The 17,946-nt window shown below is 69.0% G+C and carries 18 protein-coding genes; 13 read left to right on the forward strand and 5 right to left on the reverse strand.

All coding sequences use genetic code 11. The features are described 5' to 3' along the window. Positions 1 to 162: 162 nt before the first annotated feature. From CWC60_RS19695 to lhpI, 3 genes are read left to right on the forward strand one after another with little or no spacing between them, the layout of a single operon-like run. Complete coding sequence (locus CWC60_RS19695) at positions 163 to 474, forward strand: integration host factor subunit beta (RefSeq protein WP_109795636.1); 312 nt, start codon at positions 163 to 165, stop codon at positions 472 to 474. Between the two features lie 30 nt (positions 475 to 504). Next, a complete protein-coding gene (locus CWC60_RS19700) occupies positions 505 to 825 on the forward strand; it encodes a lipopolysaccharide assembly protein LapA domain-containing protein (RefSeq protein ID WP_164516650.1) in 321 nt (106 codons plus the stop codon). Continuing rightward, complete coding sequence (lhpI, locus tag CWC60_RS19705; RefSeq protein ID WP_109795638.1) at positions 825 to 1,784, forward strand: bifunctional Delta(1)-pyrroline-2-carboxylate/Delta(1)-piperideine-2-carboxylate reductase; 960 nt, start codon at positions 825 to 827, stop codon at positions 1,782 to 1,784. Before CWC60_RS19700 ends, lhpI begins: the two co-directional genes overlap by 1 nt. Before the next feature lie 13 nt (positions 1,785 to 1,797). On the opposite strand, the gene CWC60_RS19710 is transcribed toward lhpI, so the two are convergent. The 3 genes from CWC60_RS19710 to CWC60_RS19720 form a co-directional block, all read right to left on the reverse strand. Then, complete coding sequence (locus tag CWC60_RS19710) at positions 1,798 to 3,552, reverse strand: hypothetical protein (RefSeq protein ID WP_109796421.1); 1,755 nt, start codon at positions 3,550 to 3,552, stop codon at positions 1,798 to 1,800. A 92-nt stretch (positions 3,553 to 3,644) separates the two neighbouring features. After that, positions 3,645 to 4,463 carry a TIGR00282 family metallophosphoesterase gene (locus tag CWC60_RS19715; protein WP_109795640.1) on the reverse strand — a complete coding sequence of 273 codons (819 nt, stop codon included), beginning with the start codon at positions 4,461 to 4,463 and terminating at the stop codon, positions 3,645 to 3,647. Continuing rightward, the gene (locus tag CWC60_RS19720) at positions 4,460 to 5,044 is read right to left on the reverse strand and encodes a 5-formyltetrahydrofolate cyclo-ligase (protein ID WP_164516651.1); all 585 of its coding nucleotides are present in this window, start codon (positions 5,042 to 5,044) and stop codon (positions 4,460 to 4,462) included. The genes CWC60_RS19715 and CWC60_RS19720 overlap by 4 nt, the downstream gene beginning before the upstream one ends. Positions 5,045 to 5,142: 98 nt before the next feature. Here CWC60_RS19720 and CWC60_RS19725 point away from each other — a divergent pair, with 98 nt between their 5' ends. The 4 genes from CWC60_RS19725 to pgmG all read left to right on the forward strand — a co-directional run bounded on the left by CWC60_RS19725 (position 5,143) and on the right by pgmG (position 9,567). Next, complete coding sequence (locus CWC60_RS19725) at positions 5,143 to 5,880, forward strand: DnaJ domain-containing protein (protein ID WP_125182831.1); 738 nt, start codon at positions 5,143 to 5,145, stop codon at positions 5,878 to 5,880. 76 nt (positions 5,881 to 5,956) lie between these two features. Then, on the forward strand, positions 5,957 to 6,835 hold the full coding sequence (galU, locus tag CWC60_RS19730; protein ID WP_109795643.1) for a UTP--glucose-1-phosphate uridylyltransferase GalU: 879 nt from the start codon (positions 5,957 to 5,959) through the stop codon (positions 6,833 to 6,835). Between the two features lie 20 nt (positions 6,836 to 6,855). Then, positions 6,856 to 8,178, forward strand: coding sequence for a UDP-glucose dehydrogenase family protein (locus CWC60_RS19735; protein ID WP_109795644.1), 1,323 nt, complete (start codon positions 6,856 to 6,858; stop codon positions 8,176 to 8,178). Positions 8,179 to 8,181: 3 nt separating this feature from the next. Continuing rightward, positions 8,182 to 9,567, forward strand: coding sequence for a phosphoglucomutase/phosphomannomutase PgmG (pgmG, locus tag CWC60_RS19740; RefSeq protein WP_109795645.1), 1,386 nt, complete (start codon positions 8,182 to 8,184; stop codon positions 9,565 to 9,567). Here pgmG and cbiB read toward each other — a convergent pair. Both cbiB and cobD read right to left on the reverse strand, forming a co-directional pair. Beyond that, a complete protein-coding gene (gene cbiB / locus CWC60_RS19745; protein WP_109795646.1) occupies positions 9,564 to 10,505 on the reverse strand; it encodes an adenosylcobinamide-phosphate synthase CbiB in 942 nt (313 codons plus the stop codon). The genes pgmG and cbiB overlap by 4 nt on opposite strands. After that, complete coding sequence (cobD, locus tag CWC60_RS19750; RefSeq protein ID WP_109795705.1) at positions 10,502 to 11,479, reverse strand: threonine-phosphate decarboxylase CobD; 978 nt, start codon at positions 11,477 to 11,479, stop codon at positions 10,502 to 10,504. The genes cbiB and cobD overlap by 4 nt, the downstream gene beginning before the upstream one ends. Positions 11,480 to 11,746: 267 nt before the next feature. Here cobD and CWC60_RS19755 point away from each other — a divergent pair, with 267 nt between their 5' ends. Genes CWC60_RS19755 through cobM form a run of 6 tightly spaced genes read left to right on the forward strand, consistent with a single transcriptional unit; the run spans position 11,747 to position 17,855 of the window. Then, positions 11,747 to 12,778, forward strand: a complete 1,032-nt coding sequence (locus CWC60_RS19755) for a sirohydrochlorin chelatase (RefSeq protein ID WP_109795706.1) — start codon at positions 11,747 to 11,749, stop codon at positions 12,776 to 12,778. Between the two features lie 5 nt (positions 12,779 to 12,783). Continuing rightward, positions 12,784 to 13,419 carry a precorrin-8X methylmutase gene (locus CWC60_RS19760; protein WP_109795707.1) on the forward strand — a complete coding sequence of 212 codons (636 nt, stop codon included), beginning with the start codon at positions 12,784 to 12,786 and terminating at the stop codon, positions 13,417 to 13,419. After that, entirely contained in the window at positions 13,416 to 14,621 is a 1,206-nt protein-coding gene (gene cbiE, locus CWC60_RS19765) for a precorrin-6y C5,15-methyltransferase (decarboxylating) subunit CbiE (RefSeq protein WP_109795647.1), read from the forward strand. The genes CWC60_RS19760 and cbiE overlap by 4 nt, the downstream gene beginning before the upstream one ends. Continuing rightward, positions 14,618 to 15,316: a precorrin-2 C(20)-methyltransferase gene (cobI, locus tag CWC60_RS19770; protein WP_125182832.1), complete on the forward strand. Its 699-nt coding sequence runs from the start codon at positions 14,618 to 14,620 to the stop codon at positions 15,314 to 15,316. The genes cbiE and cobI overlap by 4 nt, the downstream gene beginning before the upstream one ends. Then, the gene (gene cobJ / locus CWC60_RS19775) at positions 15,313 to 17,097 is read left to right on the forward strand and encodes a precorrin-3B C(17)-methyltransferase (RefSeq protein ID WP_109795649.1); all 1,785 of its coding nucleotides are present in this window, start codon (positions 15,313 to 15,315) and stop codon (positions 17,095 to 17,097) included. The genes cobI and cobJ overlap by 4 nt, the downstream gene beginning before the upstream one ends. Then, entirely contained in the window at positions 17,094 to 17,855 is a 762-nt protein-coding gene (gene cobM / locus CWC60_RS19780) for a precorrin-4 C(11)-methyltransferase (RefSeq protein ID WP_109795650.1), read from the forward strand. Before cobJ ends, cobM begins: the two co-directional genes overlap by 4 nt. The last annotated feature ends 91 nt before the right edge of the window (positions 17,856 to 17,946 follow it).

Genomic DNA, 17,946 nt, shown 5'->3' on the forward strand with positions numbered 1-17,946 from the left:
ATCCATGTTCCGGATGCGAAAAATGTGGCTGCGGGCTTCGGAGAAGGCTAGTAGTGGCAGACTGGATTTTCCGGGTATGCGCGGCGAGACCGTCGCTTGACGGTTTCGCGCGGTCTTTGGCATGCTTCGGAATTGGGCTGAACAACCTGGATCGGGCCGCGCATGATCAAGTCGGAACTGATCAATCGCATTGCTGAACGTCACCGGCGTCGCCATGTCGACGAGGATCCGGAGAGGCAGCTCAGCCATCGGGATTTCGAACGCGTCGTATCGACCGTCTTCGACGAGATTACCGCCGCGCTGTCGCGCGGGGATCGGGTGGAACTGCGTGGCTTTGGCGCGTTCTCGGTCAAGCGGCGGCCGGCGCGCGTCGGGCGCAATCCGCGCACCGGCGAATCGGTCGAGGTGCAGGAGAAGTACGTGCCCTTCTTCAAGACCGGCAAGGAACTCCGGGAACGCCTGAACACCGACTGAGCCCCCGGCCCGGCAGTGGAGCGTATCGTCTTGAAGTTTCTGAAAATTCTGCTTTTTCTCGCGATTCTGGTGATCGGCGTCTCCATCGGGCTTTCCAATCGCCAGGCCGTCGAACTGCGCCTGGAGCCCGTGCCCTACGCCATCGACCTGCCGCTGTTCGTCGTGATCTTCGCGGCCATGTTCGCCGGCCTTCTGATCGGCGCGCTGGCGATGTGGTTGCGCGATGGCCGCGTGCGGCGGCGGGCCCGCCAGGCCGAGCACCGCGCCCAGGACCTGGAGCGCGAGGTCCGGCAGAGCGGTGATGGCGAGCGGGCGGACCGACCGGCGCTGCAGAAGCCGAAGGCGGCCTGATGGAGGTCATCGACGCGGCGGCGGTGGACCGTGTGCTGGACGAGGCCGCGGTCGCCGACGCGCTGGAGGCGATGTTCCGGGACGGCTGCGAGCAGCCCGTGCGCCATCATCACGACGTCGCCGTGCCGGGCGAGGCCAATGCCACACTGTTGCTGATGCCAGCCTGGCGTCCGGGCGATGCGCTGGGCGTCAAGGTCGCGACTGTCTTTCCCGGCAACAACGACCGTGGCCTGCCGGCGGTGATGGCGCAGTACCTGTTGCTGGATGCCGGCACGGGCCGGCCGCAGGCGATCATTGACGGCACGCGGCTGACCGTCTGGCGCACCGCCGCCGCTTCGGCGCTGGCGGCGCGCTACCTGGCGCGGCAGGACGCCGCCGAGATGCTGATGGTCGGCGCCGGCGCGCTGGCGCCCATGCTGATCCGCGCGCACCGTGCGGCGCGGCCTTCGCTGGAGCGGGTGCGCATCTGGAATCGCAACCGGGACAAGGCCGCGGCACTGGTGGAGGAACTTTCGCGGCAAGGCGTCGCGGCCGAGGCGGCTGAAAATCTGGAGCAGGCGGCGCGAAGCGCGGACCTGATCTCCTGCGCGACGCTGTCGACCGAGCCGATCATCCGGGGCGCATGGCTGAAGCCCGGCGCGCACCTGGACCTGGTGGGCGCTTTCCGCCCGGACATGCGGGAGAGCGACGACGAGGCGCTGCGGCGCGCCAGCGTTTTCGTCGACACCCGCCCCGGCGCCACCAAGGAGGGCGGCGACATCGTCCGCCCCGTCGCCGACGGCGTTTTCAGGATCGAGGACATCGTCGCCGACCTCTATGATCTGTGCGGCGGGAGTCATCCGGGCCGCGACAGCGCCGAACAGATCACCCTGTTCAAGTCCGTGGGCGCGGCGCTGGAGGATCTCGCCGCGGCGCGTCTGGTCGCCGAAAGGGTGGCGAAGGAAGCCGTCCGGAACTGACAGGCCGTGTGCCTCAGCCGCCGGCGGCGGCGCTCTCGGCGTCCGGTTCCCCGGCTTCGCCGTCGTTCTCGGTTTCCGGGGGCGGCGCTGGTCCGCCCGGCTCCATGTCGTCGATGCCGGCCTGCCGCAACAGTTTCTGCAGCGCCTCGAGCTTGACCAGTTTCTCCTGCTTCGACGGGGTCGAGGCTAGGAAGTCGCTCACGAAATCGGGCGTGGCGAGGCAGCGGCGGATGGCGTCGCGCACGAGGACCGTCGCCTTGCCCAGGGTGAAGTAGTTCTCCACCAGCATCCGGAGCAGGCGGAAGCACTTCTCCACGATCGGGCCGTCGCCCGACGTCACGCGCTCGATCAGTTTGGCGTTGCGGATCACCTTGCAGGCGTAGTCGTCCAGCTTTTCGGCCAGCTTGCGGCGGTGCATGTCCTGCAGGGTGCTGTGCAGCACCTGTACCTGCAACGCGCGCAGCCTGACGAGCCGCTCGGTCACCGAGCCGCCTTCGCGGGTGAGGAACAGCTCGCCCTGGGGCGAAATGATGATGGGCACCAGGAACTCGGCCAGCTTGCGGCGGTTGGCGTTGCCGACGATGTTGCCTTCCAGCTGCAGCAGCAGCTCCGCCTTGTCATCGGGCGTTTCCGCCGGCGCGAGGTATTCCGAGACCGCTTCCGGATGCAGCCAGCGTGCGCAGCGCTGTCCCGCGGCTTCCATCATCGGCACTTCGCCGATCCAGCTGCCGTCGGGCTTCTTCAGCGTGCCGACCAGTTCACGCACGGCCGTGCTTTCCTGGGCCACGTCGCCGTCGACCAGGCGTTTCTTGCCCTTCAGGTTCTCGATCAGGTAGCGGGTCAGGGACTGCTGCGTGTTCGGCAGCTTGCCGGCGGCGATCAGCCGGCTCACCATGCGCGCCTCGGCGGTGTAGAGCGTGTCGTCCGGATCGGCCCTGCCGATGACAAGAGACGCCGCGGCGGCGAGTTCTTCCTTCAGGTTCTTCCGTTCCCCGACCAGCAGGTGGATCACCCGGCCGAGCGACAGCAGTTCGGCGACGAAGCTGTCCGCGACCTCGTGAACCCAGGCGGGGTGGTCGGTGCGCAGCATGCCCAGCAGCCGGGTCATCTTCTCGGCATAGGTCGTGGCGCTGGTCAGATGGCGGACCAGGGCAGCGTGCAGCATGAACGAGCGGCTTTCCTGATTCCGGACCCGCTCGATCACGCCGTCCAGGCCGTCCGGCCCGATCTCCGGGAAGGCGGGGGCTTCGCGCCGCAGGATCTTCACGCCCTTGTCGATCAGTTCGTAGATCTGCTTGATTCGCTCCTGCACGCCCTGGCCGGTTTCGCGGATCTGGGCGATGGCGGTCTGCTGGACCGCGCGCTGCAGCGACGTGCCGTTGTCCTGCAGCTTCTCGACATGGTCGAGTGAGTGGATCAGTTCGGTCGCCGTGATACCCCATTCGACCAGTTCGGTGCGGAGCAGGCGGTTGATCGCGCGGCGGCCTTCGTAGGAATAGAAGTCCTCGACCTTCCAGCAGACGCTGGGCACTTCTTCGGAATTGTACTTCGATGGCTTGGCCTGGGCGCCCGAGAAGAATATCTGGCCGGCGCGATAGGTGTTGCTCGCCTTGTCGAAACGCTCCCGCATGACCTTGACGGCCCGATAGGAGGCCCGGACCTCCTTGGCCTTCGCAATCGCCTCTTCCTGGTCGTCCGCGACCGCCAGGATGGTCCAGGTGGTGCCGCGCTGTCCGAGAATTTCGTAGTGGACGTTGTTCGCCTTCATTGCCCGTTCCACCAGCCCGACGGGAGCTGCCGCCGTCCGGAGATTACGGCCGGTCAGGTTAACGGACCATTTAACATGGCGGGCTGTGGCGCCTACGCGATGGCGGGTACGACCTCGGCCAGACGGCCGCCAATGCGGAGTGGTTCGACACGGCGGGCGAGGCCCGTGCGGTCGTCGCTCTCGACATAGACGCCGCAGACCGTGGCCTCGCCGCTTGCGGGGGAGAAGCGGCCGCCGGGCGTCTTCTGCATGAAGCGGCGGAGCGGCTCCTGCTTGTCCATGCCGATCACGGAATTGTAGTCGCCGCACATGCCGACATCGGTCATGTAGGCGGTGCCGCCCGGCAGGATCTGGTGATCCGCGGTCGGCACGTGGCTGTGGGTGCCCGCCACCAGCGAGGCGCGGCCGTCCATGTGGTGGCCCATGGCCATCTTCTCGCTGGTCGCCTCGGCGTGGATGTCGACCAGTGTGAAACTGACGGCGCGGCCCAGCGGATGGGCCTCGATGGCCTTGTCGGCGGCGCGGAAGGGGCAGTCGAGCGGATCCATGAACACCCGGCCCATCACCTGGACGACGGCGACGCGCCGGCCCCCGGGCGCATCATAGACGCCGACGCCGCGGCCCGGGGCGCCTTCGGGAAAGTTCGCCGGCCGCAGCAGACGGTTCTCCCGCTGGAAATGGGGAAGGATGTCACGGTTGTCCCAGACGTGGTTGCCGGTGACGATGACGTCGGTTCCGGCGGCGAACAGCTCGTCGCAGATTGGCGGTGTGATGCCGAAGCCGCCGGCGGCGTTCTCGCCGTTGACGACCACGAAATCGAGTCCGAGCCGTTTGCGGAGCTCGGGGATCCGCGCGACCGCCGCGTCGCGTCCCTGGCGTCCGACGAGATCTCCCAGATAAAGGACCTTCACGTGAATCTCCTGAATGCGGCCTCTGTGATCAGGCCGTGCAGTCTGACGTCATGGCGGCCGGCCGGCAGCCTTGGCACGAACTGGGCCTCGAAGGCCAGCCCGATGATCTCGGGATGATGGCCGCGCCGCCGCCACCGCTCGATCGTGCGGTCGTAGAAGCCGCCGCCATAGCCCAGCCGCGTGCCGGTCCGGTCCACCCCGACCAGGGGCGCCAGCACCAGATCCGGCCGGATCGGACGGGCCCTGACGCCGGGCTCGGAGATCCCGAACCCCGATTGCTGCATCAGCACATTGGGCAAGTAGCGGCGAAAGACAAGTGGATGGCGGTTGCGCACCACGACCGGCAGGCCGACCACCGCGCCGCGGTGGACCAGCGCCCGCACCAGTGGCAGGGGATCCAGTTCGTGGCCGAAGCCGAGATAGACGCCGACGCGGACGCCGGCCCAACTGGCACGGAGGGCCAGGCAGCGGTTCAGCGCCGCCCGCGCGCGCCCCTCGCCGCCGCGGTGCTCCCGGCGGCGCAGCAGATCCGCGCGCAGGCGCTTCTTCAGCGCCGTCAGGTCCTCCGGCCCCCCCGTCAACCTCAACTCCCAATCCCGTTCGCCGCATCCTATATACGGGAGATGGAAGACTTGTCAGTCTTGGGCCGACAGGCGAAGCCGTTCGCGGAGGGCCGCAGGTGAGTTGGCTTGTATTGGGATTCTGCGTGCTGCTGGCCTTGGCGCTGGCGGGCAAGGCGCTGTTGAGGGCGGACCCGAAGACCATCGCTCAGGCGATCCGCCTGGGCGGCGGTGTGGTGCTGGGCGTCGTCGGCCTGTTGCTGACGCTGCGCGGCCTGTTCGTCGTCGGCGGTCCGGTGGGGCTGTTCGGCCTGATGCTGCTGGCGCGGGGACTGGGCTGGCAGGGCATGCCGGGTCTGGGCATTCCCGGTCTCGGCAGCGGCTCCGCCTCCGGCCAGGGCGCATCGGACGTGCGCACGCGGTTTCTCGACATGACGCTGGACCACAGCACCGGCGAGATGGATGGCCTGGTGCGCGAGGGACAATTCGAAGGCCGGCGGCTGTCGGAGCTCGGTTTCGGAGAACTCGACGATCTGTTGCGGACCTGCCGGGTGGAGGACGACGATTCGGCCCGTCTGGTGGAGGCCTATATCGCCCGCGCCCATCCGGGGGAGGCCGGCGGCAGGGAAGAAACCGCATCGTCGGGCGGCGAGCGCCGGGGACCGGGCGCGGGCCGGCGCGGCGCCATGCCGGTTCACGAGGCGCTGGAGATCCTGGAACTGCCCGACGACGCCTCGGATGACGACGTGCGCGAGGCTTATCGGCGCCTGATGAAGAAGTACCATCCCGACCAGGGCGGCTCGGCGTGGTACGCCGCGAAGCTGAATGAGGCCAAGGACGCGCTGCTGGACCGGTGAGGCCCGCGCTTGTCGCGCCCGCCGCCGCGTGGCAGAAAACCCGCGATAACAAGTTGGAAAAAACGGAAGCGGTGACATGGGCAGAAGAGTGAGAAAGGCCGTATTTCCGGTCGGCGGCATGGGCACGCGGTTCCTGCCGGCGACCAAGGCCCTGCCCAAGGAGATGCTGCCCGTCGTCGACAAGCCGCTGATCCAGTACGCCGTCGAGGAGGCGATCGCCGCCGGGATCGAGGAGTTCATCTTTGTCACCGGCCGCGGCAAGACGGCGATCGAGGACCATTTCGATCACAGCTTCGAACTGCAGTCGATGCTGGAGGAGCGCGGCAAGCAGGACATGCTGGAGATCGCGACCTCCATGATGCCCAGGGCCGGCACTATCGCCTATACCCGCCAGCAGGAGCCGCTCGGCCTGGGTCATGCGGTGTGGTGCGCGCGCAATCTGGTCGGCGACGAGCCGTTCGCCGTGCTTCTGGCCGATGATCTGATCCAGGCCCGTACCCCCTGTCTGAAACAGATGGTCGATGCCCAGGCGCGCCAGGGCGGCAACATGATCGCGGCGATGGACGTGCCTGCGGCGCATACGGACCGCTACGGCATCATCTCGCCGGGCTTCCAGCACGGCAACCTGATCGAGGTGACGGCGCTGGTGGAGAAGCCGAAGCCGGATCAGGCGCCGTCGAACCGCGCGATCATCGGACGCTACATCCTGCAGCCCGAGGTCTTCGAGGTGCTTGAGCGCCAGGGGCCGGGGGCCGGCAACGAGATCCAGCTTACCGATTCCATGGCCGCCCTGATCGGCCGTCAGCCCTTCTTCGCCATCGCCTTCGAGGGCCGGCGCTTCGACTGCGGCGACAAGCTGGGTTTCCTGCAGGCCACGATCGCCTTCGGTCTGGCCCATCGGGAGATCGGCGATGGTCTGAAGACCCATCTTGGCGAACTGGCCGCCACTCTCTAGACCGACGGGACTGAAATTACATGAAAGTCGCAATGATCGGCGCGGGCTATGTCGGCCTGGTCTCCGGCGCCTGTTTCTCGGAGTTCGGCCACGAGGTGATCTGCGTCGACGTGGATCCCTCGAAGATCGGCCGGCTGGAGAAGGGCGATATCCCGATCTTCGAACCGGGGTTGGAGCAACTGGTGGAGAAGAACGTGCAGGCGGGGCGGCTGTCCTTCACCACCGATCTCGCCGCTGCCGTGGGGCCGGCGGAGGCTGTCTTCATCGCCGTCGGCACGCCCAGCCGCCGGGGCGGCGGAGAGGCGGATCTGAGCTATGTCCACCAGGCCGCCCGCGATATCGCCGCCGCATCGGGCGGTCGCAAGGTGGTGGTGACCAAATCGACGGTGCCCGTCGGCACCGGCGCGGCGGTGAGACGCATTCTGGCCGAGGCCAATCCGGCGGTGGAGTTCCACGTCGTCTCGAACCCTGAGTTCCTGCGCGAGGGCGCGGCGATCGAGGACTTCATGCGGCCCAACCGTGTCGTCTGCGGCGTCGACAGCGAGCATGCGCGGCAGATCATGCGCGAACTCTACCGTCCGCTGTTTCTCAACGAGACGCCCATTGTCTTCACGACCCTCGAATCGTCGGAACTGATCAAGTACGCCGCCAATTGCTTCCTGGCGACGAAGATCACCTTCATCAACGAGATGGCGGACCTCTGCGAGAAGGTCGGCGCCGACGTCCAGGCCGTCGCCCGCGGCATCGGACTCGACAAGCGGATCGGCAACCTGTTCCTGCATCCCGGACCGGGCTTCGGCGGCTCCTGCTTTCCGAAGGACATTCGCGCGCTGGCGGCCACGGCCGAGAACCATGGTGCGCCCCTGCGCATCGTCGACGCCGTCAACGACGTCAATGAGAGCCGCAAGAAGGCGATGGCCGACAAGATCGCCCGGGCGCTGGACGACGACCTGGCGGGGCGGACCGTCGCGATCCTGGGCGTCACCTTCAAGCCGAACACGGATGACATGCGCGAAAGCCCCAGCCTGGCCATCGTACCTGCCCTGCAGCGGGCCGGGGCGGCGATCCGCGCCTACGATCCCGAAGGCATGGAGGAGGCAGCGAAGCTGCTGGATGGCGTGACCTGGTGCGAGGACGCCTATGACGCGATGGAGGGCGCCGACGCGGTCGCCATCCTGACCGAGTGGAATATTTTCCGCGCCCTCGATCTCGACAGGGTGAAGAAACTGCTGAAGCGCCCGGTGATGGTCGACCTGCGCAACATCTACACCCTGGACGAGATGCGCGCGGCGGGTTTCCGCTATGTCAGCATCGGCCGATCCGAAATCCGGGCGGAGGACTGAGCCATGGCCGCGGGGCATCGTTTCAATCCCACGACCCTTCGCGAATACGATGTCCGCGGAACCTGGGGCGATAGCCTGACCGAGGCGGACGCCCGGGCGCTGGGCCGCTCCTTCGGCACCCTGGTGCGGCGCGGCGGGGGCGGCCACGTCGCCGTTGGCCGGGACGGACGCATGAGTTCGCCGGCTCTCGCCGCGGCGCTGATCGAAGGGCTGGCCTCCACCGGCTGCGATGTCACGGACATCGGGTTGGGCCCGACGCCGATGCTCTATTTCGCGCCCTTCCACCTGCCCGCGGACGCCGGGGTGATGGTCACCGGCTCCCACAACCCGCCGAACATGAACGGCTTCAAGATGATGATGGCCGGCAAACCCTTCTTCGGCGCCGACATCCAGAAGCTGGGCGAACTCGCGGTGGCTGCCGACTGGGAAACGGGCGCCGGCGCGGTCGGCGCGCGCGATGTCTCGGCCGCCTATGTCGAGGAAGTCGTGGCCGCCTACGCCGGCGAACGCCAGCTTTCGGTCGTCTGGGACTGCGGCAACGGGGCCGCCGGTGCGGTGATCGACGAGATCGTGCGCCGTCTGCCGGGCCGCCATGTGGTCCTCTATGGCGAGGTCGACGGTACCTTCCCGAACCACCATCCCGACCCGACGGTGGCGGAAAACCTGACGCAGCTTCGATCGACCGTGCGCGGCGTCGGCGCGGATCTCGGCATCGCCTTCGACGGCGACGGCGACCGCATTGGCGTGATCGACAACGAGGGCGAGGTGCTGTGGGGCGACCAGATCCTGCTGCTGCTGGCGCGCGACGTGCTGGCCGAGCGGCCGGGAGCCACGATCATCGCCGACGTGAAGGCCAGCCAGGTGTTGTTCGACGGCATTGCCGAGGCCGGCGGCAAGCCGCTGATGTACCGGACCGGCCATTCGCTCATCAAGGCCAAGATGGCCGAGCTGAAAAGCCCGCTGGCCGGCGAGATGTCGGGTCACATCTTCTTCGCCGACCGCTGGTACGGTTTCGATGACGCGCTCTATGCGGGCGTGCGGTTCCTCGCCGTGCTGGCGAAGCAGCAGACGACGCTGGCCGACCTTCGCCGCGCCATGCCGGCCACCGTGAACACGCCGGAACTCCGCTTCGACTGCGATGACGTGCGCAAGTTCACCGTGGTCGAGGAGATCGTCGACCGCCTGCGGCAGGGCGGCGTGAAGTTCTCCGATGTCGATGGCGCGCGGGTGATGACCGAAGACGGCTGGTGGCTGATCCGCGCCTCCAATACCCAGCCTGTCCTTGTCGCCCGCTGCGAGGCGTCCAGCGAGGACGGTCTGGGCCGCCTCAAGGCGCTGCTGGTCGAGCAGCTGTCGAAGAGCGGCGTCGAGGCTCCGAAGGGACTTTAAAGCACCAACGCCCCAAGGATCGCGAAGGCCAGCAGGATCGCCCAGGCGCGCCAGTAGAGGTCGAGGCTTTCCCGGATATCGCGGGGCGTGGCTGCCTGGCGGCCCTCCGGGTTCATCCATGGATCGTCGATGAACTGCCCCGCATAGGTGCGCGGTCCGGCCAGGGCGAGACCCAGAATCTTCGCCGCCGCTGCCTCCGGCCAGCCGGCATTGGGGGAGCGGTGGCCGCGCGCGTCGCGGATGGCGGCCTTCAATCCCCGCAGTTTCAGGTCGGCCAGCGCGAACAGCGCCGCCGTCAGCCGCGCTGGTATGTAGTTCATGGCGTCGTCCAGCCGCGCCGCGGCCCATCCGAAATCCCGGTACCTGGTGTTGCGGTGGCCGATCATGCTGTCGGCTGTGTTCACGGCCTTGTAGGCGATCAGGCCGGGCAGGCCGCCGACGATGAACCAGAAGGCGGGCGCGATGACGCCGTCGGAAAAGTTCTCCGCGCCGCTCTCGACCGCGGCACGCGCGACACCGGCTTCGTCCAGGCTCTGGGGATTGCGCCCGACAATGCGGCCGACTGCGGCGCGTCCTTCGTCCAGCCCCCGGTCGAGGCCACGCGCGACATCGCCGACATGGTTCATGAGCGAGCGATGGGAAATCAGGATCGCGGCGGACACGGCGGCGATGATGTCCGCGAGCGGCAGGGCTTCGAGCGCAAGACCCAGCATGACGCTGCCGGCGACGATCAGCGCCGTCGCCATGATCCCGGCGATCTTCTGCTGGCGCGGCGCATCCGACGGGCGGTTCAGCCGCCAGTCGAGCCAGCCGATGACCCGCCCGGCGGCCACGATGGGGTGCATGATCCGTGACCACAGCCATTCCGGTTCGCCCAGCGCGGCGTCCAGGGCCAGCGCGATGGCGAGCAGCAGCAGGATATGGCCGGGATCGATCATGAACCAAGAGCCGTCTCGAGCTGACGCCAGCCGGCCTCGTCGGGCGGCAGGCCAAAGCGGAGCCAGTCGGGCGCGTAGCCGAAGGGGCGGACATGGACATGATGCGCGGCGAAGCGGGTCAGCCATCCGCCGGTGTCGCCGGACCTTGCGGTGACGAACAGGTCGGTGCCCCCGACGATTCCGAAGCCCGCCTCCTCCAGCAGGTTCCGGAACCGCGCCATCGCCGCCGCGAGATCACGCCGGGTTGCCTCGATCCAGGTGGTGTCGGCCAGGGCGGCGGCGCCCGCGAACAGTGCCGGGCCGGAGACCGCCCAGGGCCCCAGCGTGCGCGCCAGCCGCTCGGCGAGGTCTTCCGCCGCGACGGCGAAGCCGAGCCTGAGCCCGGCGAGGCCGAAGAATTTGCCGAAGGAACGGAGCACAATGACGTTCTCCGGCAGTTTCTCCGGACAGAGCGACAGCGCCGGCGTGACGTCGCAGAAGGATTCGTCGACCACCAGGAAGCCGACCTTGCCGGCGAGGTCCAGCAGCCGAGCCGGTTCCGTCCGCCGGCCGTCCGGGTTGTTGGGATTGACCAGCACGGCGGCGTCGGCGCCCACCAGGTCCGCCACTTCCGCGATGTCCCGCGGCGCCCGGCCGCTGTCGGCGAAGCGGCCCGCATGTTCGTTGTAGGTCGGCGCGAGAACGCGGACGTCGCCGCCTTCCGCCAGGGCCGGCATGAGCTGGATCAGTGCCTGCGCGCCGCCGGCAGGGACAATGTAGTTGCCGGAGTGGACGCCATAGGCCCCGCGCGCCGCAGCGATCAGCGTCTCGACATCGGCCCGTTCGGGCAAGGCCGTGAGAAAGCGCTGCGGGATCTCGGGCATTGGCCAGGGATTCGGGTTGATGCCGGTCGACAGGTCAAGCCAGTCGGCCCGGTCGCCGCCGAAGCGCGCCATCGCCGCCGCAAGGTCCCCGCCATGTTCCCGCCTGCCCATGACTGTCTTGAAGCGCGCACGGCCGGTTCCGGTCAATGCGATATCTTCGACAATCGCCGCCGCCGCCCGGATTGCATTTGCCAGCACGGGGCCGGCTCCGTTATGAGGGGCGCTCGGATGGCGCCCCGGCAGGGGCTGGAAACGACTCCGGTGCGGTCGACCCAATCAGGGGGCCAAGTCCGGAACCGTCCAGCTTTCAGCTGGCCCCGTGAAACGGGCCGGTCCCCGCCCGTGGCGTCCGTGAACCGCGGGAAGGGGACGATTGCCATGACCAGCACTCTGCCGGACAAGACCGGGATCATGATCTGCGGCCATGGCAGCCGCGATCAGCGCGCCGTCGACGAGTTCGCCCAGCTGTCCCATCGCCTGCGGGAGCGGTTTCCCGGCACCCCCGTGGACTATGGCTATCTGGAGTTCGCCACGCCGGTGATCCGTGACGGTCTGGACGCCTTGCGCGGACGCGGCGTCGAAAGGGTGCTGGCCGTGCCCGGCATGCTGTTCGCGGCCGGTCACGCCAAGAACGACATCCCGTCGGTCCTGAACACCTATGCCGCGCAGAACGGGCTGGAGATTGCCTATGGGCGGGAACTCGCGGTCGACCTGAAGATGCTGCAGGCTGCCGGCGACCGCGTGGCCGAAGCGCTGGCGGCGGCGGGCGGCGACGTCCCGCGCGAGGAGACGCTGCTGGTCGTGGTCGGCCGAGGCGCCTCCGATCCGGACGCCAACTCCAACGTCGCCAAGATGGCCCGGATGCTCTGGGAAGGCATGGGCTTCGGCTGGTGCGAGGTGGCCTATTCGGGCGTTACCTTCCCGCTGGTCGAACCGGCCCTGGAGCACGCCGTGAAGCTCGGCTATCGCCGGATCGTCGTCTTTCCGTATTTCCTGTTCACGGGCATCCTGGTGGAGCGGATCTACGGCTACACCGACCAGGTCGCGGCGTGCCATCCCGGCATCGAGTTCATCAAGGCGGGCTATCTCAACGACCATCCGAAGGTGATCGACACCTTCGTCGATCGTGTCCACGAGATCGTCGACGGCGCCAACCTCATGAACTGTCAGATGTGCAAGTACCGCGCGCAGGTGCTGGGTTTCGAGGCGGAGGTCGGCCTGCCGCAGGAAAGCCACCACCACCATGTCGAGGGAATCGGTTCCGGCGACGGCGGCGGACATCACCACCACCACGAACACGACCATGATCATGGCCACGATCACGGCCATTCTCATGGCCATGGCCATCATCACCCCTATCCACATGCCGATCACCCGCTCGGGCCGCGCAGCATGAAGAAGACGGGGTGAGCATCGTGGCGCTCGATTACGAGCGGGATCCGCAGGCGATCTACGACCGCTCCTTCGCCACCGTGGAGGCCGAGGCCGATCTCTCGGGGCTGCCGGCGGCGCTCTGGCCGGTCGCGGTGCGTCTGATCCACGCCTCTGGCATGGTCGAGATCGCGCCCGATATCGAGGGCTCCGATGACCTGGTGGAGCGGGCCACGGCGGCGCTCCGCCGCGGCGCGCCGGTGCTCTGCGATTGCGAGATGGTCCGCGCCGGCGTCATTCGACGCCTGCTGCCGGCGGAGAACGAGGTGCTGACGTCGATCGCTGCGCCCGAAACCCCTGCGCGGGCGAAGGAAATCGCCAATACCCGCTCGGCTGCGGCGGTTGAGTTGTGGCGGCCCCGGCTCGATGGCGCAGTCGTCGCCATCGGTAACGCGCCGACGGCGCTGTTCCACCTGCTGGAACTTCTGGACGAAGGCTGGCCGCGGCCGGCCGCGATCCTGGGCTTTCCGGTCGGCTTCGTCGGCGCGGCCGAATCGAAGGCCGAGCTGGCGCGCCACTCCCGCTGTGTGCCGTTCCTGACGCTGCAGGGCAGGCGCGGCGGCAGCGCCATGGCCTCGGCGGCGGTCAACGCGCTCGCCATCCTGGCGGCGCGGCCATGACCGGGCCCTGGCTTTCCGTCGTCGGCGTCACCGAGGAAGGCGCGGCCGCGCTGCCGCCGTCGTCGCGACGCCTGGTCGATGATGCCGAGGTGCTGATCGGCGGCGAACGGCATCTGGCCATGTTCCCCGAGGACGGCCGCGAGCGCCTCACCTGGACCCGGCCGCTGAAGCATCTGGCCGAACGCATCGGCGAGTTTCGCGGCCGCCGCGTGGCCGTGCTGGCCACGGGCGATCCGCTCAACTTCGGCGTCGCCGCCAAGCTGCTTCGGCATGTGCCGATCGAGGAGATGGTGATCGCGCCGGCGCCGTCGGCCTTCAGCCTGATCGCGGCGCGCATGGGCTGGTCGCTGCCGGACGTCGAGTGCATCAGCCTGCATGGCCGCCCGGCCGACCGTTTCCGGGCCTGGCCCGCCCCGGGGCTCAGGATCATTGCGCTCTCGGGCGATGCGGAGACGCCGCCGCAGGTCGCGAAGATGCTGGCCGAGACGGGCTATGGCCAGAGCCGCATGACCGTCTTCGGACATGTCGGCGGGCCGAAGGAGAGCCGCAGCGAGGCGCTCGCCGCCGACTGGGGACCGGCGATCCCGGACCTCAACACCATGGCGGTCGAATGCGTGGCCGATCCGGGCCTCGCGCCCGTGCCGCGCACGCCGGGTCTCGCCGACGATCTGTTCCGTCACGACGGCAAGATGACCAAGCGGGAGGTCCGCGCGATCACGCTGGCGAAGCTCGCGCCGCATCGGGATGCGTTGCTCTGGGACGTCGGCGCCGGCTGCGGCTCGGTCGCAATCGAATGGATGCGCGCCGCGCCGGAAGCGCGAGCGGTCGCGCTGGAGCCCGATGCCGGCCGCCGCGCCATGGCCGCGGACAACGCCATCGCGCTGGGCGTGCCCGAACTCGAACTGATCGACGGCCGCGCGCCTGCTGCGCTGGCGGGTCTGCCGCGGCCCGACGCGATATTCGTGGGCGGCGGGGTCTCGGACCCCGCAGTGATCCCGGCCTGCCGGGCGGCGCTGGCGGCGGGCGGGCGGATCGTGGCCAACGCGGTCACGCTGGAAGGGCAGGCCGAGCTGCAGCGGGCCTACCGCGATCATGGCGGCGAGCTGGTGCGCATCGCCGTCGAGCGCGCCGCGCCGGTCGGGACCATGACCGGCTGGCGGCCGGCCATGCCGGTCATGCAGTGGTCGGCGGTGAAACGGTGACGGGGCGGCTCTACGGTGTCGGCGTCGGCCCGGGCGACCCGGACCTCATGACCTTCCGCGCGCACCATGTCATTGCCGCGTGCCGGGCAGTGGCCTTCATAGAGGCGGATGGCCGGCCCTCGCGGGCGCGCCGGACCGCCGATCCGGCGGTCCCCGTCGGCGTCGAGGAATTGCCCATTGCGCTGCCCATGCGGCCCGACCCGGAATTGGCGGGTGACGCCTATGACGCCGCGGCGGCGCGCATCGAATGCTGCCTGGCCCGGGAGATGGACGTTGCGGTGCTCTGCGAGGGCGATCCGCTGCTCTACGGCTCATTCATCCAGCTCATGGAGCGGCTCGCCGGGCACTGCGAGATCGAGATCGTGCCGGGCTTGCCTTCGGTCGTGGCGGCGGCCGCCGCCGCGCGGCTGCCGCTGGTGCGCCGCGACGAGGTTCTGACGTTGATCCCTGCGACCCTGACCGAACCCGAACTGGCCGCACGGCTGGCGGTGGCGGACTGCGCCGCGATCCTCAAGACCGGCCGTCATCTGGACAAGGTGCGCCGCGCGCTGTCCGAAGCAGGCATGCTGGCGGACGCAGTGGCGGTGCTGGAGGCGTCGATGCCGGCCGAAAAGATCGTCCCGCTGGCGGCGTGGACGGATGAGACCTTGCCGTATTTCGCATTGATCGTCGCGCACCGGAGCAGCCTGAAATGACTCCTGCGATCATCGTTCTGGATGAGAAAGGCGCGGCTCTGGCCCGCCGGCTTGCGGCCCCGCTAGGGGCCGAGATCCACGGACTTGGGGCGCGCGTCAGTGAGACCGATCACAGGTTCGACCGCGTGGCCGAACACGTCGCTGCGCTCTTTCTCGCCGGCCGGCCCGTGATCGGAGTCTGTGCCGCCGGCATCCTGATCCGCGCCCTCGGGCCGCACCTCACGGACAAACGCGCGGAGCCGCCGGTGCTGGCCGTCTCCGGTGACGGGGCAAGCGTCGTCCCATTGCTTGGCGGTCACCGCGGCGCGAACGAACTGGCCCGGCGGATCGCCGAGTCGGTCGGAGGTCACGCGGCGCTGACCACGGCGGGGGAGGCGGCCTTCGGCCTGGCGCTGGACGCGCCGCCTGCGGGCTGGCGGCTGGCCAATCCGGCAAACGCGAAAAGCGTGATGGCGGCGCTGGTGGCCGGCGGCGGCGCGGCGACCGAGGGCGAACTGCCCTGGCCGGCCGACGCCATCCCCGCTGGCGATGACGTGCGGCTGATCGGGACCCACGCCCCGGCGGCCGGCGACGAGCGGACGCTGGTCTACCATCCGCAGGGGCATGTGATCGGCGTCGGCTGCGCCCGGGACTGCCCGCCAGAGGAACTGCGCGATCTGGTGGTGTCGGCCCTGGCAGTCGCGGAGGTCGCCTCGGGGGCGGCGGCCTGCATTGCCTCGATCGACATCAAGGCCGACGAGTCGGCGATCCTGGCGCTGGCGGCCGAACTCGACCTGCCATTCCGGCTTTTCGACGCGGCCACGCTGGAGGCCGAGACGCCGCGCCTCGCCAACCCCTCCGACGTCGTGTTCGCCGAGGTCGGCTGTCACGGCGTTGCCGAGGCCGCGGCCCTGGCTGGCGCGGGACCCGAGGGTATTCTGGTGGTCGAGAAGCGGAAATCGGCGAACGCCACGGTCGCGGTCGCTCGTGCGCCGGCGGTGCTGGACGCCAACCGGATCGGCCGCGCGCCGGGCCGGCTCGACGTCGTGGGCATCGGGCCGGGGACGCCGGCCTGGCGCACGCCGGAGGCCGCCCGCCTGATCGCCGCCGCCGAGGAGATCGTCGGCTACGGCCTCTATCTTGACCTGATAGCCGACATTGCGCCGCGCGCCCGTATCACCGCCTTCCCTCTGGGCGAGGAGACGGCGCGCTGCGCTTGGGCCCTGGAACAGGCGGGGAAGGGCCGGCGGGTGGCGCTGGTCTCGTCGGGCGATGCCGGCATCTACGCCATGGCGGCGCTGGTGGAGGAACTGGTCGCCGAGGGGAAGGTCTCCGACGCCGCCCGCCGGGTTGCCGTCAATGTCAGCCCGGGCATCTCGGCGCTGCAGGCCGCGGCCGCCCGGATCGGCGCGCCGCTGGGCCATGACTTCTGCACCGTCTCCCTGTCGGACCTGCTGACGCCCTGGGAGACGATCCGCGCCCGCGTCGAGGCCGCCGCCGCCGGCGACTTCGTCGTCGCCTTCTACAATCCCGTCTCCCGCCGCCGCCGCCATCAGCTCGCCGAGGCGCGCGACATCCTGCTGATCCGCCGCCCGCCGGAAACGCCGGTTGTTCTGGCGACCGACCTGGGGCGTCCGGCGGAGGCTGTCCGCGTCACCACGCTGGGGGCGCTGAGCGTCGACGAGGTCGACATGCTGACCGTCGTGCTTGTCGGCTCGACGGCCAGCCGGACCTATCGCGCCGCCGGCCGGACGCGCGTCTACACACCGCGCGGCTACGCCGCCAAGGAGGAAAGCGCATGACCGTCTATTTCATCGGCGCCGGCCCCGGGGACCCTGAACTCATCACCGTCAAGGGTCTGCGGCTGATTCGGTCCTGTCCCGTCTGCCTCTATGCCGGTTCGCTGGTGCCGGCGGCCGTGGTCGAGGCTGCGCCCGAGGGGGCGGCGGTGATGGACACTGCGCCCATGACACTGGACCGGATCGTCGCCGAGCTGCAGGCGGCCGATGAAAGGGGGCAGGACGTCGCCCGCGTGCATTCCGGCGACCCGTCGCTCTACGGCGCCATCGCCGAGCAGATTCGCCGTCTCGATGCACTCGGCATCGATTGGCAGGTGATTCCGGGGGTGCCGGCCTTTGCCGCCGCCGCCGCCGCCATCGGCAAGGAGCTGACGGTGCCGGAGATCGCCCAGACGGTGGTGCTGACCCGGACATCGATGAAGGCCTCGGCGATGCCGCCCGGCGAGGATCTGGACACCATCGGCCGCACCGGCGCGACGCTGGCCATCCATCTTTCGGTGCGCAATCTGCGCGAGGTCGAAGCGCGATTGACGCCGCATTACGGCGCCGACTGCCCCGTCGTCGTCGCCTATCGCGTGGGCTGGCCGGATCAGCAGTTCATCCACGGCACCCTGGCCGATATCCGCGCCAGGGTACGGGCGGCCAAGATCACGCGCACGGCGCTGATCCTGGTCGGGCCGGCGCTCGCAGCCCACGGCTTCAGGGATTCCGCGCTCTACGACGCCAATCACGCCCACGTCCTCCGGACAGGCCGCGGCTGATCCGTTCAGGCGCCTCGGAGCGGGCTTGCGGCCTGCTCACAAAAATGTGTCTCTATATCGTTTCGATATATATTGATTTGCTATTTCAGCC

The organism is Minwuia thermotolerans (assembly GCF_002924445.1).
Classification (GTDB): domain Bacteria; phylum Pseudomonadota; class Alphaproteobacteria; order Minwuiales; family Minwuiaceae; genus Minwuia; species Minwuia thermotolerans.